The sequence below is a fragment of the Pedobacter agri PB92 genome, from assembly GCF_000258495.1.
In the GTDB taxonomy this organism is placed as follows: Bacteria; Bacteroidota; Bacteroidia; order Sphingobacteriales; family Sphingobacteriaceae; genus Pedobacter; species Pedobacter agri.
On sequence record NZ_AJLG01000020.1, the window covers coordinates 18,736 to 39,468 of the forward strand.

At 37.6% G+C, this 20,733-nt stretch carries 19 protein-coding genes; 3 read left to right on the forward strand and 16 right to left on the reverse strand.

Going from position 1 to position 20,733, the window contains the following annotated elements; genetic code table 11:
- The 3 genes from ON09_RS04750 to dgt form a co-directional block, all read right to left on the reverse strand.
- Complete coding sequence (locus ON09_RS04750; protein ID WP_010599916.1) at positions 1-504, reverse strand: gliding motility-associated C-terminal domain-containing protein; 504 nt, start codon at positions 502-504, stop codon at positions 1-3.
- A 4-nt stretch (positions 505-508) separates the two neighbouring features.
- On the reverse strand, positions 509-2,686 hold the full coding sequence (locus tag ON09_RS24100; protein ID WP_010599917.1) for a beta strand repeat-containing protein: 2,178 nt from the start codon (positions 2,684-2,686) through the stop codon (positions 509-511).
- Between the two features lie 270 nt (positions 2,687-2,956).
- Positions 2,957-4,300 carry a dGTP triphosphohydrolase gene (dgt, locus tag ON09_RS04765; protein ID WP_010599918.1) on the reverse strand — a complete coding sequence of 448 codons (1,344 nt, stop codon included), beginning with the start codon at positions 4,298-4,300 and terminating at the stop codon, positions 2,957-2,959.
- A gap of 120 nt (positions 4,301-4,420) precedes the next feature.
- Between dgt and ON09_RS04770 the strand changes: the two genes are divergently transcribed.
- Positions 4,421-4,792 (forward strand): hypothetical protein, encoded by a 372-nt coding sequence (locus ON09_RS04770; protein WP_157258844.1) that lies wholly within the window; start codon positions 4,421-4,423, stop codon positions 4,790-4,792.
- A 468-nt stretch (positions 4,793-5,260) separates the two neighbouring features.
- Here ON09_RS04770 and ON09_RS04775 read toward each other — a convergent pair whose 3' ends face one another.
- Positions 5,261-5,539: a hypothetical protein gene (locus ON09_RS04775; protein ID WP_010599920.1), complete on the reverse strand. Its 279-nt coding sequence runs from the start codon at positions 5,537-5,539 to the stop codon at positions 5,261-5,263.
- 355 nt (positions 5,540-5,894) lie between these two features.
- On the opposite strand from ON09_RS04775, the gene ON09_RS04780 reads away from it, so the two are divergent.
- Entirely contained in the window at positions 5,895-6,554 is a 660-nt protein-coding gene (locus ON09_RS04780) for a response regulator transcription factor (RefSeq protein ID WP_010599921.1), read from the forward strand.
- A gap of 3 nt (positions 6,555-6,557) precedes the next feature.
- On the opposite strand, the gene ON09_RS04785 is transcribed toward ON09_RS04780, so the two are convergent.
- The 9 genes from ON09_RS04785 to ahcY form a co-directional block, all read right to left on the reverse strand.
- The gene (locus ON09_RS04785) at positions 6,558-6,803 is read right to left on the reverse strand and encodes a hypothetical protein (RefSeq protein ID WP_029204117.1); all 246 of its coding nucleotides are present in this window, start codon (positions 6,801-6,803) and stop codon (positions 6,558-6,560) included.
- Between the two features lie 101 nt (positions 6,804-6,904).
- On the reverse strand, positions 6,905-7,210 hold the full coding sequence (rpsJ, locus tag ON09_RS04790; RefSeq protein ID WP_008244591.1) for a 30S ribosomal protein S10: 306 nt from the start codon (positions 7,208-7,210) through the stop codon (positions 6,905-6,907).
- Between the two features lie 138 nt (positions 7,211-7,348).
- Complete coding sequence (gene fusA, locus ON09_RS04795) at positions 7,349-9,463, reverse strand: elongation factor G (RefSeq protein WP_010599923.1); 2,115 nt, start codon at positions 9,461-9,463, stop codon at positions 7,349-7,351.
- 94 nt (positions 9,464-9,557) lie between these two features.
- Positions 9,558-10,025, reverse strand: coding sequence for a 30S ribosomal protein S7 (gene rpsG / locus ON09_RS04800; RefSeq protein WP_010599924.1), 468 nt, complete (start codon positions 10,023-10,025; stop codon positions 9,558-9,560).
- Positions 10,026-10,042: 17 nt separating this feature from the next.
- Entirely contained in the window at positions 10,043-10,456 is a 414-nt protein-coding gene (gene rpsL / locus ON09_RS04805) for a 30S ribosomal protein S12 (protein WP_010599925.1), read from the reverse strand.
- A gap of 475 nt (positions 10,457-10,931) precedes the next feature.
- Positions 10,932-11,390, reverse strand: a complete 459-nt coding sequence (locus tag ON09_RS04810) for a hypothetical protein (RefSeq protein ID WP_010599926.1) — start codon at positions 11,388-11,390, stop codon at positions 10,932-10,934.
- A gap of 91 nt (positions 11,391-11,481) precedes the next feature.
- Positions 11,482-14,295 carry a TonB-dependent receptor gene (locus tag ON09_RS04815; RefSeq protein WP_010599927.1) on the reverse strand — a complete coding sequence of 938 codons (2,814 nt, stop codon included), beginning with the start codon at positions 14,293-14,295 and terminating at the stop codon, positions 11,482-11,484.
- Positions 14,296-14,457: 162 nt separating this feature from the next.
- Positions 14,458-14,793, reverse strand: a complete 336-nt coding sequence (locus ON09_RS04820; RefSeq protein WP_010599928.1) for a DUF6370 family protein — start codon at positions 14,791-14,793, stop codon at positions 14,458-14,460.
- Positions 14,794-15,109: 316 nt separating this feature from the next.
- Positions 15,110-16,426: an adenosylhomocysteinase gene (ahcY, locus tag ON09_RS04825; protein ID WP_010599929.1), complete on the reverse strand. Its 1,317-nt coding sequence runs from the start codon at positions 16,424-16,426 to the stop codon at positions 15,110-15,112.
- A gap of 298 nt (positions 16,427-16,724) precedes the next feature.
- Here ahcY and ON09_RS04830 point away from each other — a divergent pair, with 298 nt between their 5' ends.
- Positions 16,725-17,153, forward strand: a complete 429-nt coding sequence (locus ON09_RS04830) for a CBS domain-containing protein (protein ID WP_010599930.1) — start codon at positions 16,725-16,727, stop codon at positions 17,151-17,153.
- A 125-nt stretch (positions 17,154-17,278) separates the two neighbouring features.
- On the opposite strand, the gene ON09_RS04835 is transcribed toward ON09_RS04830, so the two are convergent.
- From ON09_RS04835 to ON09_RS04845, 3 genes are all read right to left on the reverse strand, one after another.
- Positions 17,279-18,727, reverse strand: a complete 1,449-nt coding sequence (locus ON09_RS04835) for a M28 family peptidase (protein ID WP_010599931.1) — start codon at positions 18,725-18,727, stop codon at positions 17,279-17,281.
- A 449-nt stretch (positions 18,728-19,176) separates the two neighbouring features.
- Complete coding sequence (locus ON09_RS04840; RefSeq protein ID WP_010599932.1) at positions 19,177-20,223, reverse strand: TerC family protein; 1,047 nt, start codon at positions 20,221-20,223, stop codon at positions 19,177-19,179.
- Positions 20,223-20,733: polyprenyl synthetase family protein (locus ON09_RS04845; protein ID WP_010599933.1), on the reverse strand; the 511-nt coding region annotated here is incomplete at its 5' end. The genes ON09_RS04840 and ON09_RS04845, both read right to left, overlap by 1 nt.

Sequence of the window (20,733 nt, forward strand, 5' to 3'; positions counted from 1 at the left end):
TTATTTTTTATATAGAATTGATATAAATCCTTTAATAGTTCCATCCACGCCTAAATCGAGAATATAATAATAAGTATCTTCCATCAGCGGCCGGCCGTTGAGGTAGCCATCCCAATCATTCTGGTAATTAAAAGTTGAAAAGATGGTTCGTCCTCCCCGATCGAAAATAGTTAGCTTGTTAGCCGGATATTTTTCTAATCCTTTGATAAAGAAGAAATCGTTTTTCCCATCGCCATTTGGCGTAAGAATATTATTCACAACTGCGATATCGGCAATTGCCTGCATTAGTAACAACGGCTGTAAAAACCCTTGGGTTAGTGTAGTGCTGTTGGCCTGAAAGGTTTGCACCAAAACCATTTCACCAATACTAAAGTCATATAATTGGTTATTGATTTTCCCATAAGCACCCGCAGTGTTTAGGGTAAATGGCAAATCTTGTGCAACAACATCTTCCTCAAAAAAAAGCAGGCACAAGAATAATAGCAGGTAAAAGGTATTTTTCATATGCTTAATTTAAAGAGATCCATGTTACACCATCACTCTGAAGGGTGTAGGTTTTAGCGCCAGTCATCGTTGTGGTAGTTGTATCATCATTCAATAAAATGGCATTATTAAAGGTGATGTTTCCCGATGATACCGCTTTAACGATTACATAAATTCTCCCCTTACAACTTGCTGCCGCAGGTAAATTGACGTTAAGCGTCAGGCCAACATTTTTAATCCGTACAGTATAATGTGAAGCATCTAAAGTGAGTGCTGTTGCCGATGTATGGGTAAGAATGCTTGCGGAAACCGAACCGTTAACATTCAAAGTGCTAGAGCCACTTGGCGCATAAGCGGTAGAAGTACCTGCTGATGAATTATTAATGGTTAAAGCACCTCCGTCAGTGGATAAACTTCCAGATAGCAGCGGATAAATTGTACTGGAGTTGGCAACTACTAACGTGTTGCTAACATTGGTTAGCGCACTTCCAGCATTGTTTCCGAGAAAAATATTCCCACTTCCGTTATTTTTATTGCCTGCAGAAAAACCAAGTGCTGTATTGCTATTCCCATTGCTTGCTTCCAATGCTAAACTTCCAACTGCCGTATTGGCGATACCAGTGCTGTTCGCCATTAAGCCATGTGTACCGATAGCCGTGTTGTTTGAACCCACAGTGTTGGACGATAAGGCCTGGGAACCAAAGCCGCTATTATGAATACCGCTGAAGCTTCGCTGCATCACCAAATGCCCAAATGCACTGTTTTCGTAACCTGAAATATTGACAGACAGCGCTTCCTTACCGAAAGCACTATTAAAAAACCCCGTGATATTCGTTGTTAAAGTTTTATATCCATATGAAATATTGGTATCAGAAGATGTTCCCAGACGACCAGATTTTTGTCCGTTTATCAAAAAATTAATGGCAATGTCATCTGTGTTTCCCAGGAAGTTGCTGCTTTGATCTACATTACCAGAATTACCTTTTAACGACCAGGCATTCGCGTTGGTAAGTGCTGTAAAACTGATCAACTCCGGCTTGCCGGTTACCGCATTAGTAGCGTAAACTTTATTTGCATCACTCACCCCGGCAGTTGTTAATTTAGCAATGGTTACTGATGCATCAGCTAATTTGGGCGTAGTCACCGACCCATCTGCCAGTTGCAATGTGTTTACAGCTAAATCATCAATGTTTGTATTTTTCACCTGCTTATTCCCTATCTTAACTGAAGTTACAGCTGCATCTGCCAATTTTGGAGTAGTAACTGAACCATCTGCTAGTTGCAGGGTGTTTACTGCTGCATCTGCAATGTTGATATTTTTTACTTCCTTGTTTCCAATTTTTATCGAGGTTATTGCTGCATCAGCAATTTTCGGCGTGGTGATGGCTCCGTCTGCGAGCTTAACTGTGGTTACTGCACCAGCGTTAATATCAATAACTACATCCTTCAAAACAGCGGTTGAACCATTGGTGCTAATACTTAAGTCGGTAGAAGTAATTGCTTTTGCGCCAGCAAGCTGGTTAACATCCAATGCTACAGGTTTCCAGGCAGTTCCATCAAAAAGCAAAACCTGATTATTTTGTGGTGAGGAAGCCGATAGCGTTTTGCCCTGAAAATTTGCAATGGTAGGATTTGGATAATTTCCGCTTAAATCACCACCTGCTGCACCGGTAGATGGCCCGGCTGGCCCAGTATCTCCCTTATCCCCTTTATCGCCGTTAGCACCTGGGATACCTTGAACCCCTGCTGCTCCCGCTGGTCCGGCAGGGCCCTGTGCCCCGGCAGGACCTGTTGGACCATTTGCAGCATATAATGCATAAGGCACACTAAGCAATTGTGCGGTTCCGGCCAAACTAAAGTTCGAACCATTGTCGGGATCGATCTCAACTTTAACAAATTTTAAACCTGAACCCCAGGTTACAGCTGAGATGGATCCTGTACTTGAGTTTGCTCCTGTACTGCCGATACTTATCGCATACAATCCATTAGCAGATGTGGTTACGCTTCTCACTTCTGAATATTGCGTCGTTCCAGTAATAGAAGCATCAAGGATGCTTATTCTTAAAGAAATATTTTTATTAGCCAGCGGACTACCATTCGAATTCCGGGCTGCACCTTGATAGTTAAATTGCTGTGGAGCTTGTGCTCTTACAGCAAATGCCAGGCAAAAGCCCAGCAGAGCAGTAAGTAAAGTTTTTTTCATAAATAGGGACATGATCTAATCAGTAAGACATTTGCAAGTTAAGCATGCCTCAACTCTCAAATCTAATAATTAGTATATCCCTTGGTAATCGATTTACACAAATGACTTTTTTATAATACTCACTTTTCTGTAAAAATTTGTTAATCAGATATTTATAAAACTGCTTACATATAGTTTTTTACATCAATAACCTATTTAAACTCAAATAGCCCAATTGATCTGTATTGACAAATCGTATTTCCGTATGATTACGAATACATTTGAATAACCCTACGTTTCTGAAGGAAAAGATATCCCTTTGATATTGCGATACAAATCAACTGCGTAAAGATCAGTCATACCAGAAACAAAATCTAACACACTTTGTGTCCTGGAATAAATATCAGTTAAATCAGTATGGTATTGTTTTGGAATAAGCTTAACCAGCTTTTTGTAATAGTGCGTATTGTTGTTAATTAATGCAGGAACAAATTCTTCGAGTAATCCAGCCATGATTTTATAGCCGGCAACTTCTTTTTGGATAACCGATGAAAAATTGTAAATGCGTTCGATAGAAACCTTTTCTATTGCTTTCCAGGCCGTGAGATATGGCTCGGGAATTAAATCAGTGAGACTGCTGTTTAAATTTCCATTTAAAAGACTTTCTTGCTCGCGGTAAAAAATACCTGCACAAATATTGGTTAAGGTGTTAATCGCTTTCGCCCTTAACAAGCCGATTTTTGCATCATCATCTTCATAGTCGTTCTGAAGCCGCTTTTCTATGGTAGTTGAATTGGCAAAAGGTAAAAGATAATTTTTCACTTCTTCGTATGAAAGAATTTTTAAACGATGTGCATCTTCCAGATCAATGATGCTGTAACAGATATCATCAGCAGCCTCTACCAGATATACCAGTGGATGGCGTTTATAGATCAGGAATTCATTTTCTTCTCTCTCGAGATGAAGTTCATTTGCAATTTTCTTAAACGTTTCCTCTTCTGATTGAAAAAATCCATATTTCTTACGGTGAAGAAGTCCCTTTTGTTTTCCGGCAATGGAAGCACACGGATACTTGGCTATGGAAGCCAATGTAGAATAAGTGAGTGCATAGGCATCATTTCCCTTACCTTTTAGCGGATGTGTGAGAATCCTGATCGCGTTGGCGTTTCCTTCAAAATTTATCAAATCATGCCACTGCGAGTCATTCATTTCACTCTTGTAAACCCGGCCATCACCATCGGTAAAATATCTTGAAATAGCCGCCTCTCCTGAATGTCCGAAAGCTGGATTTCCCAAATCATGTGCCAATGAGGCTGCCGCAACAATATTACCAACCTCGCTGATTAGCGGAACACTTTTGATCAAATCAGGGTTTTTATCCTCAACATTATTTAAAAAAATGTTGGCCATTGAACGGGCAACACTTGCAACTTCCAAACTATGCGTTAAACGATTATGAACGAAAACGCTTCCAGGCAGTGGAAACACTTGTGTTTTATTTTGAAGGCGTCTGAAAGGCGAAGAAAAAATTAATCTGTCGTAATCTCTCTGAAAATCAGAACGAGCCTTATCCCGATCGCCTGTCCAGCTTTCCTGACCGAATCGTTTATTTGAAAGCAAATGTTTCCACTCCATTTATTGAAATATTAAAAATTTGGCGCAAGTTAATCAAAAGGAAAAAATCATCTTTAATAAATCGAGAAAATGAGGTCAAACCATTTCTTACCTGATCTGTTTTTTATTAAAATCTTAATTATGAAAACAAACATTTATAACAAGAAAGAACATACTGAAGGTTACGTAGGAGAAGGAAATGATGATAGCAAATCGGACATTCAAAAAGAATATGAGAAAGGCAATGATGGAAATGTAGTAACCAGTTTTGGACAGGAGACCGTTGCTGAGAAGAATGCGCATGGCTTCAATGAGCAAAATATTGTTGCGAAAGATGGCCTGGATAATACGGGTACACAAGGTAAAGACTCATTGAGTGACGATGCTTACAACAGCAAGGATAAAAATCATACTGTTGAAAGTGCAGAAAGCGGCACAGGTAGTTCCTCTAAAGACTTTGAACAGCCAATTAAGCAAAGAGATGAAGATGACGTTTTAAATAGTGGGATTTAAAGAATATAAGACTATGGGTATATTAAAATATGCAATTGTAGGAACCATTACAGTTTATGGCTTACAATACCTCACAAAGAAAAGATCGCTTGATGGTAAATCTATAATAAATGATTTCGGTGATCATCTAAACGACTTGTTGATAAAATGAAAGATTATAAAGAAAAAGTAAAATTAGACTATCAACAAACCACACAACTTTACTGACAGGGCAGAATGTTTATTTAGACACGTGATTTTGATATATATCAATAGCTATCTGAAAAATTCATTTGCATTTAGCTCAGAAGTTATCAATTTTGCAGCCTGATCAAGATTCGCAGCGCAAACTTTACCTTCATTGGCTAAACTAAGTATCAGAACTGAACCAGTTCTTATAGTATTTCAACTGTTGTTGAGTTTTGAAATTTTTCCATCTACCGGAAAATTCATTACAGATAAATAGGGATTCCTTTACGCAATCCCTATTTATAAATCTTTACCACCCACGCCCTTTTCTTCAGCGTTGTTTCTATTTCCAATATCTTGTCCATGGCTCAGATTTTCATTTTTTAGTTCAGAAATAGTGTGATCATCACTACCTTCTTCTGCCTTGGCAATATGTTCTTCGCTTGGTGCATTTTTACGTCTGAATTCTGAATGTGCGATGCTATGTCCATACGTAACTTCACCATTATCCCACTCAATATTCTGTTCATTCTTTTTCCCTTGCTGACTTTCTTCGTTTTTATTGGCTTCCTTATTCATCGCTCTTAATTTAATAAATACCTTTTTTAATAACAGTTTGTATCGAAAGAAGGTTTAAAGATTTTAATTTTTTTTAGTCATTAAATATGTGAAATGGAAGCATAATAAAGCCATGATTTTTCACGGCATCATTATTGAAGAACAGCGTTTAGCAAATGATGGATTGACCATTTAAAAATTTCCGCCCACCACTTTATTTAGCCGTTGTTTCATCAATTACGCTTCGAAATAACTCCCATTCAAAAGCGCAATCAAAAAGAGTATTAATACGCCTATTTTGAGTATTAACACATATTTTCTACAATTTATTTATTTCGATATTTGATTTTGATGCAATAGTTTAATAATTGAAAATTTGAAAATCCCGATAAAAGTATTAATCGCTGACAACCATGCAATTGTACGAAATGGTGTAATTTCGTTACTTGAAAAACAGGAAAACATAGAAATTGTTGCCCAGGCTGCAAATGGCTTAGAAGTACTTAGACTTTTACAAAGTGGAATAGCACCAGATGTTATTTTGACCGATATCGCTATGCCAGAAATGGACGGGATAGAGCTCACGGAGTTATTAAAACTAAACTTTCCAAACATAAAAATCCTTATCCTCACTACTGCTGATCAGGAAGAATTTATTATTTCATCGTTTACCGCTGGCGCTCATGGCTACTTATTAAAGAATGTCAACATTGCGGAAGTAGTTTTCGCCATAGAACAATTAGCCGCTGGCTACAGGCACCTTTGTACTGCAATTGGGATGAAATTACTTAATCACCTACAAGGGCGGTTTACGTTAAACTCAAAAAACCTGAAGGCAAACATCCAGCTTTCAAAACGAGAACTCGAAATCTTAACATTAATTGCCGAAGGTTACACCAATAGTGAAATTGCGGATAAGCTGTTTACCAGTAAACGTACTATTGAGGGAAACCGACAAAATTTGCTAGACAAAACTGGCAAAAAAAATACCGCATCATTAATCAACTTTGTGGTTAGAAACGGAATAATCGACTAGTTTTTACTTCACTCCTTTACTTTGATTTATATCTGTGGAACTGTCAAGATCATCTTTACTAGACCCATTTTCATCTCTGTGTTTTGGCGGATGTTCCATTCGGCTTTCTTCCAGTTCAGAAAAATCGCTGCCTTTCTGATTTCCCACTTCACCGTGTGATGAAGGTTTTTCATTTAACTCTTCTTTAGGATCAGCAAAATCCTGACCTTCAACGGGTAAATTTTCTTCCTTTTTGATGGGCTTTTTCATATTAAATAAACCCTCCAGAGCCACTTTTGTTTCAAAACAGTAACTAAACAAAAAAGGCCTTGATTTGCATCAAGACCTTTTTTAAAACGATTTAAAATCAATTAAACTTTGATTTCAACTTCAACACCACTAGGTAATTCAAGTTTCATTAAAGCATCAACTGTTTTAGAGTTAGAGCTATAAATATCCAACAAACGTTTGTAAGCGCATAATTGGAACTGCTCTCTAGCTTTTTTGTTTACGTGTGGAGAACGCAATACAGTAAAGATTTTTTTCTCTGTAGGAAGTGGAATCGGTCCACTTACAACTGCACCCGTAGGCTTAACAGTTTTTACGATTTTCTCAGCAGATTTATCTACTAAGTTGTAATCGTAAGATTTTAATTTAATTCTGATTCTTTGGCTCATCTTATTTTTAATTATGATTTCCTGTTAGAGCTATTAACAACAGAAATCGGATTTATCATTTTTAGTATCAAGACAAAAGTATCGAGTATCAAGACTGAAAACCTGTCTTGATACTTGATACTAAGTACTTGCGACTAATTAGTCTTCAGACTTAATTCTACCTTTAGATTTAGCAATTACTTCATCTTGTACGTTCTTAGGTGCTGCTTCATAGTGGTCAAATTCCATCGTTGAAGTTGCACGACCTGAAGTGATTGTACGTAACTGCGTTACATAACCAAACATTTCAGAAAGAGGCACAGTTGCTTTAATTACCTGAGATCCGTTACGGGTATCCATACCTAATAACTGACCACGACGACGGTTCATATCACCGATCACATCACCCATGTTTTCTTCAGGGGTTAAGATCTCGATTTTCATGATTGGCTCCATCAAAGTTGGCTTACATTTAGGTAAAGCCTCACGATATGCCATACGGGCAGCAAGCTCGAATGATAAAGCATCTGAATCGACTGCGTGGAATGAACCATCAATCAAACGTACTTTCATATCAGGAAGCGGATAACCTGCTAACACACCGTTAGCCATTGCCGATGCAAAACCTTTCTCTACTGAAGGGATAAATTCACGTGGAATTGAACCACCTGTAATTTCGTTTACGAATTGTAAACCACCTTTTTCGAAATCAGAATCGATTGGCGAAATTACAACCTGGATATCCGCGAATTTACCACGACCACCTGATTGTTTTTTGTATGTTTCGCGGTGTTGCGTAGAACCGAAGATTGCCTCTTTGTAAGCTACTTGTGGCGCACCTTGGTTAACTTCTACTTTAAACTCACGTTTTAAACGATCGATCAAGATATCTAAGTGAAGCTCACCCATACCTGAGATAACAGTTTGACCAGTTTCCTGATCTGTTTGTACTCTGAATGTAGGATCTTCTTCAGCTAATTTAGATAAGCCCATACCTAATTTATCAACGTCAGCCTGAGTTTTAGGCTCAATAGCTAAACCGATAACTGGCTCAGGGAATACCATCGATTCAAGAACGATTGGATTTTTCTCATCACAAAGTGTATCACCAGTTTTGATATCTTTAAAGCCTACTACCGCAGCAATATCACCAGCACCTACGTTAGGAATTGGGTTTTGCTTGTTAGCATGCATTTGGAAGATACGAGAAATACGCTCTTTGTTGTTCGAACGAGTATTGTAAACGTATGAACCAGCTTCTAAGTTACCTGAATAAACACGGATGAAACATAAACGACCTACGAATGGGTCAGTTGCAATTTTAAATGCTAATGCTGCAAATGGTTCGCTTTCTGATGGTTTTAATAAAACTTCCTGATCTGTATTTGGGTTAGTACCAACAACACCTTCAGAATCTAAAGGAGAAGGTAATAATTCCATTACATAATCAAGCATGGTTTGTACACCTTTGTTTTTGAAAGATGAACCACAAACCATAGGAACAATTTTAGCATCTAGTACCGCAGCACGTAAAGCGTCTAAAATTTCACGCTCAGTGATTGAGTTTGGATCATCGAAGAATTTCTCCATCAATGTCTCATCATAATCAGCTACTGATTCTAATAATTTCTCTCTCCACTCCGCAACTTCGTCTAACATATCATCAGGAATTGGCACTTCAGTAAAGGTCATACCTTTATCATGCTCATTCCAAACAATACCACGGTTGTTGATTAAATCAACCACACCTTTAAAGTTATCTTCAGAACCGATAGGTAACTGCAATGGAACTGCGTTAGAACCTAACATATCTTTAACCTGCTTAACAACTTTCAAGAAGTCAGCTCCAGAACGGTCCATTTTATTAACGAAACCGATACGGGCAACATTATAGTTGTTAGCCAAACGCCAGTTAGTTTCTGATTGAGGCTCTACACCATCAACAGCAGAAAATAAAAACACTAAACCATCTAATACACGTAACGAACGGTTTACCTCAACGGTAAAATCTACGTGTCCTGGTGTATCGATAATGTTAATGTGATAATTCTGGTTTCTATACTTCCAACCAACAGTTGTAGCAGCAGAAGTAATGGTAATACCACGCTCTTGCTCTTGTGCCATCCAGTCCATTGTTGCAGCACCTTCGTGCACCTCACCAATTTTGTGACTCACACCAGCATAATAAAGGATACGCTCAGTTGTTGTAGTTTTACCTGCATCAATGTGAGCTGCGATTCCGATATTTCTTGTAAATTTTAAATCTCTTGCCATTGTTTATAATTAGCGAATGATTGAATTAGAGAATAGGAGAATGATATAAAACCACTCGCTCATTCAAAATCCAATCATTCAATCATTTTAATATTTAGAATCTGAAGTGAGAGAACGCTTTGTTAGCCTCAGCCATTTTGTGCGTATCTTCTTTCTTCTTAACAGCAGCACCTTCACCTTTAGCAGCAGCTACCATTTCACCAGCTAATTTCTCTTTCATGGTTTTTTCACCACGTTTGCGAGCGTATAAAATTAACCATTTCATACCAAGAGCTGTTTTACGTTCTGGTCTAACCTCAGTTGGAACCTGGAAGTTAGCACCACCAACACGACGAGATTTAACCTCTACAGCTGGCATAATGTTAGTTAAAGCACGTTTGAAAATTTCTAAACCGTTTTCACCTGCTTTTTTCTCAGCAATTTCAACAGCATCATAGAAAATAGAGTAAGCGATAGATTTTTTTCCATCGTACATCATATTGTTCACAAAACGAGTTACCTGAACATCATTAAATTTTGGATCAGGAAGAATAATTCTCTTTTTTGGTTTTGACTTTCTCATTTCTTATTTCCTCCCGATTATTTTTTCTTTCCTTTAGCAGGTGCAGCAGCAGCTTGACCTGGTTTAGGACGTTTAGTACCATATTTCGAACGACGTTGGTTACGACCAGCAACGCCTGATGTATCTAATGCACCACGGATAATGTGGTAACGTACACCTGGTAAATCTTTAACACGACCACCACGAATCAAAACGATTGAGTGCTCTTGTAAGTTGTGACCTTCTCCAGGAATGTAAGCATTCACCTCTTTACCGTTCGTTAAACGAACGCGGGCTACTTTACGCATTGCTGAGTTTGGTTTTTTAGGGGTAGTGGTGTACACACGTGTACATACACCTCTTCGCTGTGGACAGCTGTCCAACGCTGGAGACTTACTCTTGAACTCCAGTGCTACTCTACCTTTTCTAACTAATTGTTGAATAGTTGGCATTGTGCTTTTTATGTTTTTATTAAAAATTTACCGCTCCCCCGGCATCCTCGCAGATAGCCCATAAAACGGACTGCAAAAGTAGAACAATTCTTTTTATAAATCAAGGGGTTAGGAGAAAAAATTTTATGGTTAAGAAGATAACATTTAAGTTGAAGGATAGGGAGTTGCGGATTTTAGATAATCCAGAATTTACCTTCATCATCCTGAACATGTTTCAGTGATGTAAGAGCGTTGATTGTTTTTCTAAAAAAAACTCAATGGTACATTTTCTACGCTAGTACTACGATTTTGTGCTTCGACAAGCTTAGCATGACAAACACCTCCGCTTAGGTCGGGTCTAGGTGGCAGCGAAAACATTGGTTGTTGGTATTTGTCAAGTTAGGACAAAGATCAGCATGTTGAATTTGTTCAAGATCTAGCCAAAGCTTTTTGTTATAAATTATCGGTTGGTGTTTCCACCAACCAAATAATTAAATTAATTACAATCCTTAAAGCTATCTTTAAGAACCTTTAATTTGGCAACTGCTCCTGCCAATTCTTTCGGTGCTTTACCATATTCATAGGTTATTTTATACTGTTTTCCGTCTGCCGTTACCGAAACCCATTCCGCTCCGCCGTCAGCACAATCCGGGCAACCAATCCTTTCAGGTAAATTAGAAAGCTGGTTTGCTACTAATAAATTTTTGATTTCATTAATTTCAGTAGCAGAAATGCTTTTAGAACATATTTTCGTATCTGGCGTGGACCCGTTTTTAGTTTTTGAAAAAGTAAGCTTCGAATCGCTGATTACGATACTTTGAGCACAATAGCCTGTGCACATTCCAAAAGATGTACCATAGCTGATGCTATTTAACTTATTAATCTTTCCCTTTTTACAATTTGAAAAAAGAAAAAGGCAAAAAGCAGCAAAAATGAATAGAATATGTTTTTTCATATGAGCGTGAATTTTTAATTAAAGATAGAATTTATTAAAGAATAAAAAATGCCCGAAGACTTGATAATGTTCGTGAGCATTTTTTTTGCACCTAATTAACAGTACTTCTTGGATTACTTCTTTCGCTCTTGGCGCCAACTTTAGTAATTTTATAATTTAAAGAAACATAGAAATACCTTGTGATTGTATTAAATCGGATATCCTCTATCCTACTGCCATTTACCGTTCGATCAATATTAGTATTCTGATTCAAAATATCAAATCCTTTCAAAGCCAAAGTAATTCTTCTTTGCATAAAATATTGCTCCAGGCCTGCATTCAACAAAAAAACATTGTTGTTAAATCCATCGGCCCTGCCTGCTGCTCCATTATGATTTAACTCTGCATTAATCCTGGTGTTTTTAATAAACTCGTAACTTAGACTTGCACTATTAAAAAAATTAAAGTATTTATTATCAAGCGCACCTGGTTGCGAGTTATTTACTTTACTATATTGTACACCAAGATAAATTCCAGCATTTAATTTATCATCGATATCATAACTTAAGTTCGTATTTGGGCCAAAATTGTATCTGTTTGTGGTATTTTTTTCACTATTAATGAAAGAGGTATTATGCGACATTGATATGTTAAGACCATAGCCAATACGCATTCCTTTTAATTTTGTCGGTTGCCCAAAAAATGTTCCCGCATTGATATAATAGTTCCCATCAACATTCACAGGTTTTACAAATTGTACACCATCAATATAATTGATGTTATTCCCAACATCATCCAAAGCATAGTTAACCAAAAAGTAACCGTTCCAGTATTTGTTATTGTCGGCACTGAAAGTATTAAAGTTAACTGACATGCGATGGCTTTTTCTCGCTTCTAAATCAGGATTGCCTTCCCGTTGGTAAAGTGGGTTGCTGTTATTTTGAACTGGCTGCAAATCATTTACCGATGGCAGATTCACATTTGCATTATAGTTAATCTGTAGCGTATGTTTGTTTTTATTTCTGAAGCTAATATTTAAGCGAGGCAAAATGTTGTAATATTTTTTATCGATATTATTGGTATTGATTCCCGCACTGCTGAATGTAGAAGCATCTAAGCCTGTTTCCTGAAAACCTAACCCAAAATTATAGGTCCATTCGGTGCGGTTATATACAAGTCCGAGTCTGGCGGTTTGTGTCCAGGTATGGTTCTCAAGCGTATTTGAAAAATCAGGAACTACTGTATCATAAGTATTGTTTAAAGGATTATAGCTCAAGGTTAATTGCTCAGCTGCTACTTTACCCTCATTCCGGATGTAAGCGATGTTGCTGTTTAGCTTTTTATCAATAATAGGACGAATGTAATTCACCGCGATACTGTAATTTTGTGATTTATTCTGCTGTTCTGCCTGTTGATTTAAATCCGTAATATCGACAATACCTCCACTATAGTTATTAATCAACGATTGATTTAACCAATTGGAATTAAATGTATTTTGAGTTCCGTTTAAACCAATAATGATTGAGCCTTTTTTTAAACGGCGTGTTGCAGAAAGTTCTCCAAAAAATGAAGGGGTGGAATTCCGCTGATCCAACAACTGATTACCATCATTAATTTTTCCTGTCAGATCAAAAGCTGTATTAAAATTCCGGTTATTGATATTAGTTGTATAGTTCAGAATAGCGTTCGATCGGAAAGTAAGATCCGTTAATGAATCTGGGTGATATTCAACCTTGAAATTAAAACGGTGTGCCTGATTATCAGAATTTCGATTCGATATTTCATCGGTTCTCAGCACATCATCCTGATTGATATCCTGCACATTTGAAAACCGGTTACCCAAACCCTTGCTAAAATAAGTAAAATAGCTGCTGCTCAACGTCAGTTTATCTTTTGCTCCCCAGCTATTGCTAAAGTTCAACCCGCCACTATTAGTGGTCACCTCTCCCATGGCACTGTTATCGAAAACGCCAGAACCACCAATGGTTGTACGGCCATTATTTACATTAATGGAGAAACCGCCACCACCCGGTGGGGCAAAAAGATTCCCGATATTCCCACCGGTAAAGCTATTTAAATCTTCATATTGAAAACTGGCGTTACTTACGTTATTGCTCATACCCAAAACTGCAAACTGCATCTTTTTAGTAAAATGATTGGCACTCAAATAACCACTATAGCGATCAGTAGTTCCTCCCGATAAATTGGCATTACCAAACCAACCATTTTTCTTATCTTCTTTAATGGTTAGGTTGAGCACCTTTTCCCGTTGTCCATCATCAATGCCCGTTGCTTTAGCTTCTAAAGTTTTACTATCAATTAACTGCACTTTGGCGATCACCTCGGCAGGAAGATTTTTGGTAGCTGTTTTCGGGTCTGTGCCAAAGAAATCTTTTCCATCTACAGTTAAGCGGGTTACCTTTTGCCCCTGAACCATAATACTGCCATCTTTATCAATGGTTACACCAGGTAGTTTCTTTAATAAATCTTCAACTGCAGCATTGGGTTGTGTCTTATAGGCGTCGGCATTAAATTCTACTGTATCTTTTTTAATTGTTGCAGATGCATATCGACCGGCTACAGAAACATCCTTTAGTGCAATGGCATCTTCTTTCATTTTTATGGTTCCTAAATCAATGCTTTTTCCTTTAATACTGATCATTTTAGAAACTGAATTATATCCCATTGCCGATATTCTGATGGCATAATCGCCGTTTGTTAACCCGGTGAAAAAGAATAGTCCGGTTTTATCGCTTACTACCCCAATCTTTTTAGTTGTATCAGCTTTGTTCATTAAAATAACGCCAACGTATTCTATGGGTTGGTTTGTTTTTTCTTCGATGATTTTACCGCTGAGCTTAACACTCTCTTGTGCGAAGACTTTCGTAGATAAAACACACAGCAATATCAATAAATAGGTTTTCATATCTGAAATTTATTTTTGTTTGTTTGTTTGGTATTGAGTTTTTTCCCTCAACTCAGATATAAGACACCATAAAAAGTAAAATGTGACAGCACGTGACTACTTTTTTTAAATAAAAAAGCCTCTCAATATTTTGAAAGGCTCAATTTGCTATAATATTATTATTTATTTACTTAGCAACCTGATATTGCTGGCTTTAAATCGGTTGTTGACAATTTTACCTGAAACCTCTGCTTTATTTACTGCATTGCAGAAGCCATGTTTTCCATGTGCATCGCCAAAATCATCAATATTCTTTCCGTCAACGAAATAAGATTTGCCATCTATTCTGATAGCCAGATCACAACTTTTGCCTTTCATTTTAAACTGACATTCGCCGCAGGCGATATCAACAATCTGTTTAGTAATTTCCCGATCCGCACTTGATTTTTTAGATGCAGTTTGTGCTTTGCCCGTGAATGCAAAAGCTGAAAAAAGTAAGATAATGGCGAGGGTTTTCATTGTATTATTTTTTTCAAATGTAGGTTTTGAGGCGCAAAAGAACTTCAATCCTTTGTAAAATAAACCTGATGGAAACGAACACGGATCCCGATATTTCATCGGGAGGAGTAAAGTGTACAGCAGGGCTGAAATTGCCGGAGAATTACTAAGCCAACGTTTTCAAAAGATTTCTTTTTTTGCCACGGAAACACGGAAGTTCAAATTTTTCAACCGGCTCAAGATAACAAGCAAAATAAAAAAGGGACATGCAATTTGCACATCCCTTTAAGCAACTCAAGAATGAGATTGCTTCGTTCCTCGCAATGACGAGAAGCGATTAGTAACGGTATTCGTCTGATTTGAACGGACCTTCAACAGGTACACCGATATAATCAGCCTGGTGTTGATCTAAAACATCTAACTCTACACCAATTTTTTCCAAGTGTAAACGAGCAACTTTTTCATCTAAATACTTAGGTAAAACGTAAACTTTGTTTTCGTATTTGTCAGTGTTCGTCCAAAGCTCTAACTGTGCTAAAGTTTGGTTGGTGAATGAGTTACTCATTACAAAACTTGGGTGACCCGTTGCACAACCTAAGTTTACCAAACGACCTTCAGCCAATAAAATGATGTCTTTACCTTCGATAGTATATTTATCTACCTGTGGTTTAATCTCAACTTTAGTTGAACCATAGTTAGCGTTTAACCAGGCAACGTCGATTTCGTTATCAAAGTGACCAATATTACAAACGATGGCTTTATCTTTCATGGTTAAGAAATGCTCGCCACGAACGATATCACGGTTACCAGTTGTAGTTACAATAATATCTGCTTCTTTAACGGCAGTAGCGAATTTTTTAACTTCGTAACCTTCCATTGCAGCTTGTAAAGCACAAATTGGATCAATTTCAGTAACGATTACACGTACGCCTTGTGAACTTAAAGATTCTGCTGAACCTTTACCCACATCGCCATAACCGCAAACAACAGCTACTTTACCAGCCATCATTACGTCAGTTGCACGACGAATGGCATCAACCAATGATTCACGGCATCCGTATTTGTTATCGAATTTAGATTTAGTTACAGAATCGTTAACGTTAATTGCAGGCAAGTGCAATGTTCCGTTTTTCATACGCTCGTACAAACGGTGTACACCAGTAGTCGTTTCTTCTGATAAACCTTTAATTGCTGCAATTAGCTCAGGATATTTATCAAAAACCATATTGGTTAAATCACCACCATCATCCAAAATCATGTTTAATGGTTGTTGCTCCGGACCGAAATGTAAAGTTTGCTCAATACACCAATCAAATTCTTCTTCGTTTAAGCCTTTCCAAGCGTAAACCTGAATACCAGCAGCAGCAATAGCAGCAGCAGCATGATCCTGTGTAGAAAAAATATTGCAAGATGACCAGGTAACTTCAGCACCTAAAGCCACTAATGTTTCGATTAAAACAGCCGTTTGGATAGTCATGTGCAGACAACCTGCAATACGAGCACCTTTTAACGGTTGAGTTGGACCGAATTCTTTACGTAAACTCATTAAACCTGGCATTTCTGCTTCGGCTAATTCGATTTCTTTACGGCCCCAATCTGCCAGTGAAATGTCCTTAACTTTGTAAGGGATATAAGTTGTCTCTACTGATGACATATTTTATTTGTTTTAAATGTGCTGCAAAGTTACGGCATAGCTTTGTGAAAGCCAAATATTTAAAAGCGCACACAGGTTTACGGAATGTAAAATAGTGTATATTGATATTAAGATTTTGCAAAGCATATCCTGCATTTCTTCGGTTAGTTCAGTCCTGCTGTCCCTACAAGCTCCAATTGAAAAAATTGGAGGCTTTTCGTACCATCAGGTTTATTTCAAAACTGCTTGCTAACCCTTTCAAAACAAATTTGATTTGCAGCTAATAATTTCTTAAATTGATTTAACCAAATAAACCATTATGAAAACCGTTAAACATTTATTGGACACCAAACAGCCAAGAATTATCGCAGTGCCTGAAACCATTTCTGTGCTGGATGCCTTGAAAGTAATGACTGATAAAAACATCAGCGCTGTACTGGTAATGAAGAATGAAAAGCTTTCGGGTATTTTTACTGAACGTGATTATGCCAGGAAAATCATTCTTCAGGGTAAGTCTTCAAAAGATACCTTAATAAACGAAGTGATGACGCCAAACCCGATCACCATCACCCTAAGCGATTCGATTGATTATTGTATGGAGTTGATGACCGAAAAACACATTCGTCATTTACCTATCGTAGTGAATGAGGAAGTGATAGGTATGCTATCGATCGGTGATATGGTGAAATTTATAATTGCCGATCAGAAACAAACAATCACCCAGCTGGAAAGCTATATAAGTGGGTAAGAGTTTAAAGTGGAAAGTAAAATATTTAAAAGTAAAACCCGTCATTTCAATAAACAAAGCGTAAAAAGCTTTACTGCTTCAGTCGAAATGACGGGTTAAATGATGTAAGGTATTTTAATGTAAAACTATTTCCAGCGCCATTCGCCAGCAATGGTTAATGGCTCTTTCAAGTTTTGCGATTCTAAAAATGTCTTCAATTCTTCTTCGCTTTGCACACCTACCGGAATTTTCGGTGTATTTGCCAACGCGTAGGTAAGCATGGCACTATAACGGACTGTGTTCTTTAGGCCTTGTTCATCAACCAGCTTAAAACTGTCTCCGTCTGAGTGATAAAATGGGCCTGAGTTATTTGGCAACTTACCGCCTGCTCCGCCGCCTGTAGGGATACCTTCTAACATAAATGGCTGATGATCGCTATGCAAACCTGCGCCAGCGTTAAACAGGTTTTTAAATCCGGTATCTATTTTTACAATATCTGCACCCCAGGCTGTAAATAATTCTTTCATTTCAGCTCTCGAGGTTGAGAATCCTTTCGGATCATTCGTCATATCGTAATTCAACATAAACTTTACCTGATCGAGGTTTTTATCTTTCTTAGACTGATTGATATAAGCTTTAGAGCCTAATAACCCCTGCTCTTCGCCCATGAATAATACAAACTCAACAGTGCGTTTGGTTTTCAAATTGAGTTTTTTGAAAGTCCGGGCCATATCCATCACCGCAAAGGAACCGATTCCATTATCAATTGCACCTGTTGATAAATCCCAGCTATCTAAATGACCTCCTACAACGATTTTATCTTTAGGCAATTCAGTCCCTTTAAAAGTAGCTACTACATTTCTCGCTTTAATTAAACCCGAAAAGTTAGTCATGCCGATATGCGCCATTTGTGCTTGACTCTTTAATTTTTCTTTAAGAGCCATTCCATCTTCTAAACCGATACAAACTGCAGGAATTGGAATTAGCTTACCTGTAACCGATGCTGTTCCGGTTAACAACACACCATTTTTTACCGTATTAATGATGATTACACCAGTCGCACCATATTTGGTTGCAATGGCTGTCTTTTCGGAACGGTGAAGTGATTTTGTTCCAGCTGGGGAACCCGGCAAAACACCTAAATATATCAACGCAATTTTCCCTTTAAACTTTGACGGATTGGTTTGATAGTCAACTTCCATTCCGTTGCCGGCATCAACAATATCGCCGGTGATGTTTGCACTAACAGGAGAATGCGCAAGTGTCACTGCTTTAACTTGAGTCAAACTGTTTTTATCGGTACCAATCGATACATCAACTGTTTTTCTTGCCCAGCTCTCCACTTCAAAAGGTTGGAACTTTACGTCACATCCATAAGATTTTAGCAAATCATAAGCATACTGTTCTGCCTTCGCTCCATTTGCTGATCCTGTTAACCGATGACCGATCGTTTCCGTTTCGTGTTTAAGGGTTTGATAGGCTTTGGAGTTCTGCTGAACATCAGCATTAATTTTCGAGAAAACATTGCCGAATTGATCTTGCGCATTAGCGAAAAGCACACTGCAAATAAGTGCGGTGGAAAAGAAGTATTTCATGGGTTTTGGTTACTGAATTAATTGCTGAAAATACAAAAATTACATTGAGCAGTTAAGCTGTAACGTTTATTTTGCTTTACGACATATATATATTCACGCAGATTTAACGTGATAACCGCAGATTTAATAATTCAAAATCTGCAAAATTTGCGAGAGAAATTCAAAGCAACTGAAATATAACCAACCGAAGTTTATAAACGTGATTGTAGTGGAAATACTTTTTGTTTGCAGAAACATTAATTACCTGTCATGCTGAGGTACGAAGCATCTGCAGCCGATGAAACAGATGCTTCATGCTTCAGCATGACAGCCATTGAGCAAAAAGATTGAAACGAAAAGCAGGACGAACATTAAAATAAATTACTGTTTTTGCTTTCTAAGTCATAAAAAGAATTAACAAAAAAACACAAGCTAAGATGTTCTTATATGTCTTAAGTGGTTAAAATCCTTTATTGATGCGCCACTTTTTTCGGGAAAACAAGCGATGCGACAATACTAATTACCAAAATACTTAAGATCACAATTAGCGAATGTTCAGTGGTAAAACCAATTTTTTCGAGGTAAGTATGTCCTAACATTTTCACGCCGATAAACGCCAACAAAATAGCCAGGCCTGTTTTCAAATAATGGAATTTATGAATAATATTTACCAGCAAAAAGAACATGGAACGTAAACCCATGATGGCAAAAATATTGGAGAAAAACACAATGTACGGATCTTTCGTGACCGCGAAAATGGCAGGAATGGAATCGACTGCGAAAAGCAAATCGGTGAATTCTACAATCAATAAAACCAGGAATAACGGTGTAACATACCTTTTATGGTTAATGGTTACGAAGAAATTTTTGCCTTCATACTTTGGGTGAATCGAAAATATTTTCGACGCCCACTTCACTACCGGATGATTTTCAGGATCGATTTTTTCTTCATCTTTACTAAAAAACATTTTTATTCCTGTAAAAACCAGGAAAGCACCGAAGATGTAAAGGATCCATGCAAATTTTGCAATTAAAGCCGCACCCACAAAAATAAAAATGAAACGCATGATAATGGCACCCAAAATACCCCAGAACAGTACACGATGGTAGTATTTCTCCTCAACGGCAAAGGCAGAGAAAATGAGTACAATAACAAAGATATTATCTACCGAAAGTGCATATTCAATAACGTAACCAGTTAAAAATTCTAAACCTAAATTCTGTCGGTACACTGCTAAACTTGCTTCGAAATCATCAGGAATAAGTTTAATGTGATGCTGATGATTGGTTACAATTTCCTGCAAGTGTGCAAAATCTCTTATGCCATGCAGCTGGTGGCCTTCGGTAAGTAATAGGAAGTAAAAACCGAGCGCAAGTCCGATCATAATTACACTCATGATGCCAGCTTGCTTTAAGCTAATTACATGTTCTTTTTTACTAAAAAGACCTAAATCTAAGGCCAAAATAAGTACAATAAATAAAAGGAAACCTAAACTGAAGAGTAATTCGCTGCTCATTATTTTTTACGTTCGGTAGTATAAAGTACTAATTGTTCAAGACCGGTCCTCGCCTCTCCGGCATCAAATTGATGCAAAATATCGAACGCGGCATTCTGGTATTCCAGCATTTTCTGGTTGGCATAATAAACACCTTGTTGTGCATTTACAAAGTCAATAATTTGCTGAATCTTAACCGGATCATCCTGATGATTTTTAACCAGATTGATGATCTTTTTCCGTTCAGATTTTTCTGCTTTATTTAGCGCATAAATTAAAGGCAAGGTTACTTTCTTTTCTTTAATATCGATACCTATGGGCTTACCCACATCGTCTGTTCCGAAATCAAAAGTATCATCCTTAATTTGAAAGGCGATACCCACTTTCTCACCAAACAAGCGCATCTGCTCAATCGTTTCATCACTGGCCCCGGCCGATGCCGCACCTGCAGCACAACAAGAGGCAATTAACGAAGCTGTTTTCTGACGGATCACATCAAAATATAAATCCTCAGAAATATCCATCTTGCGC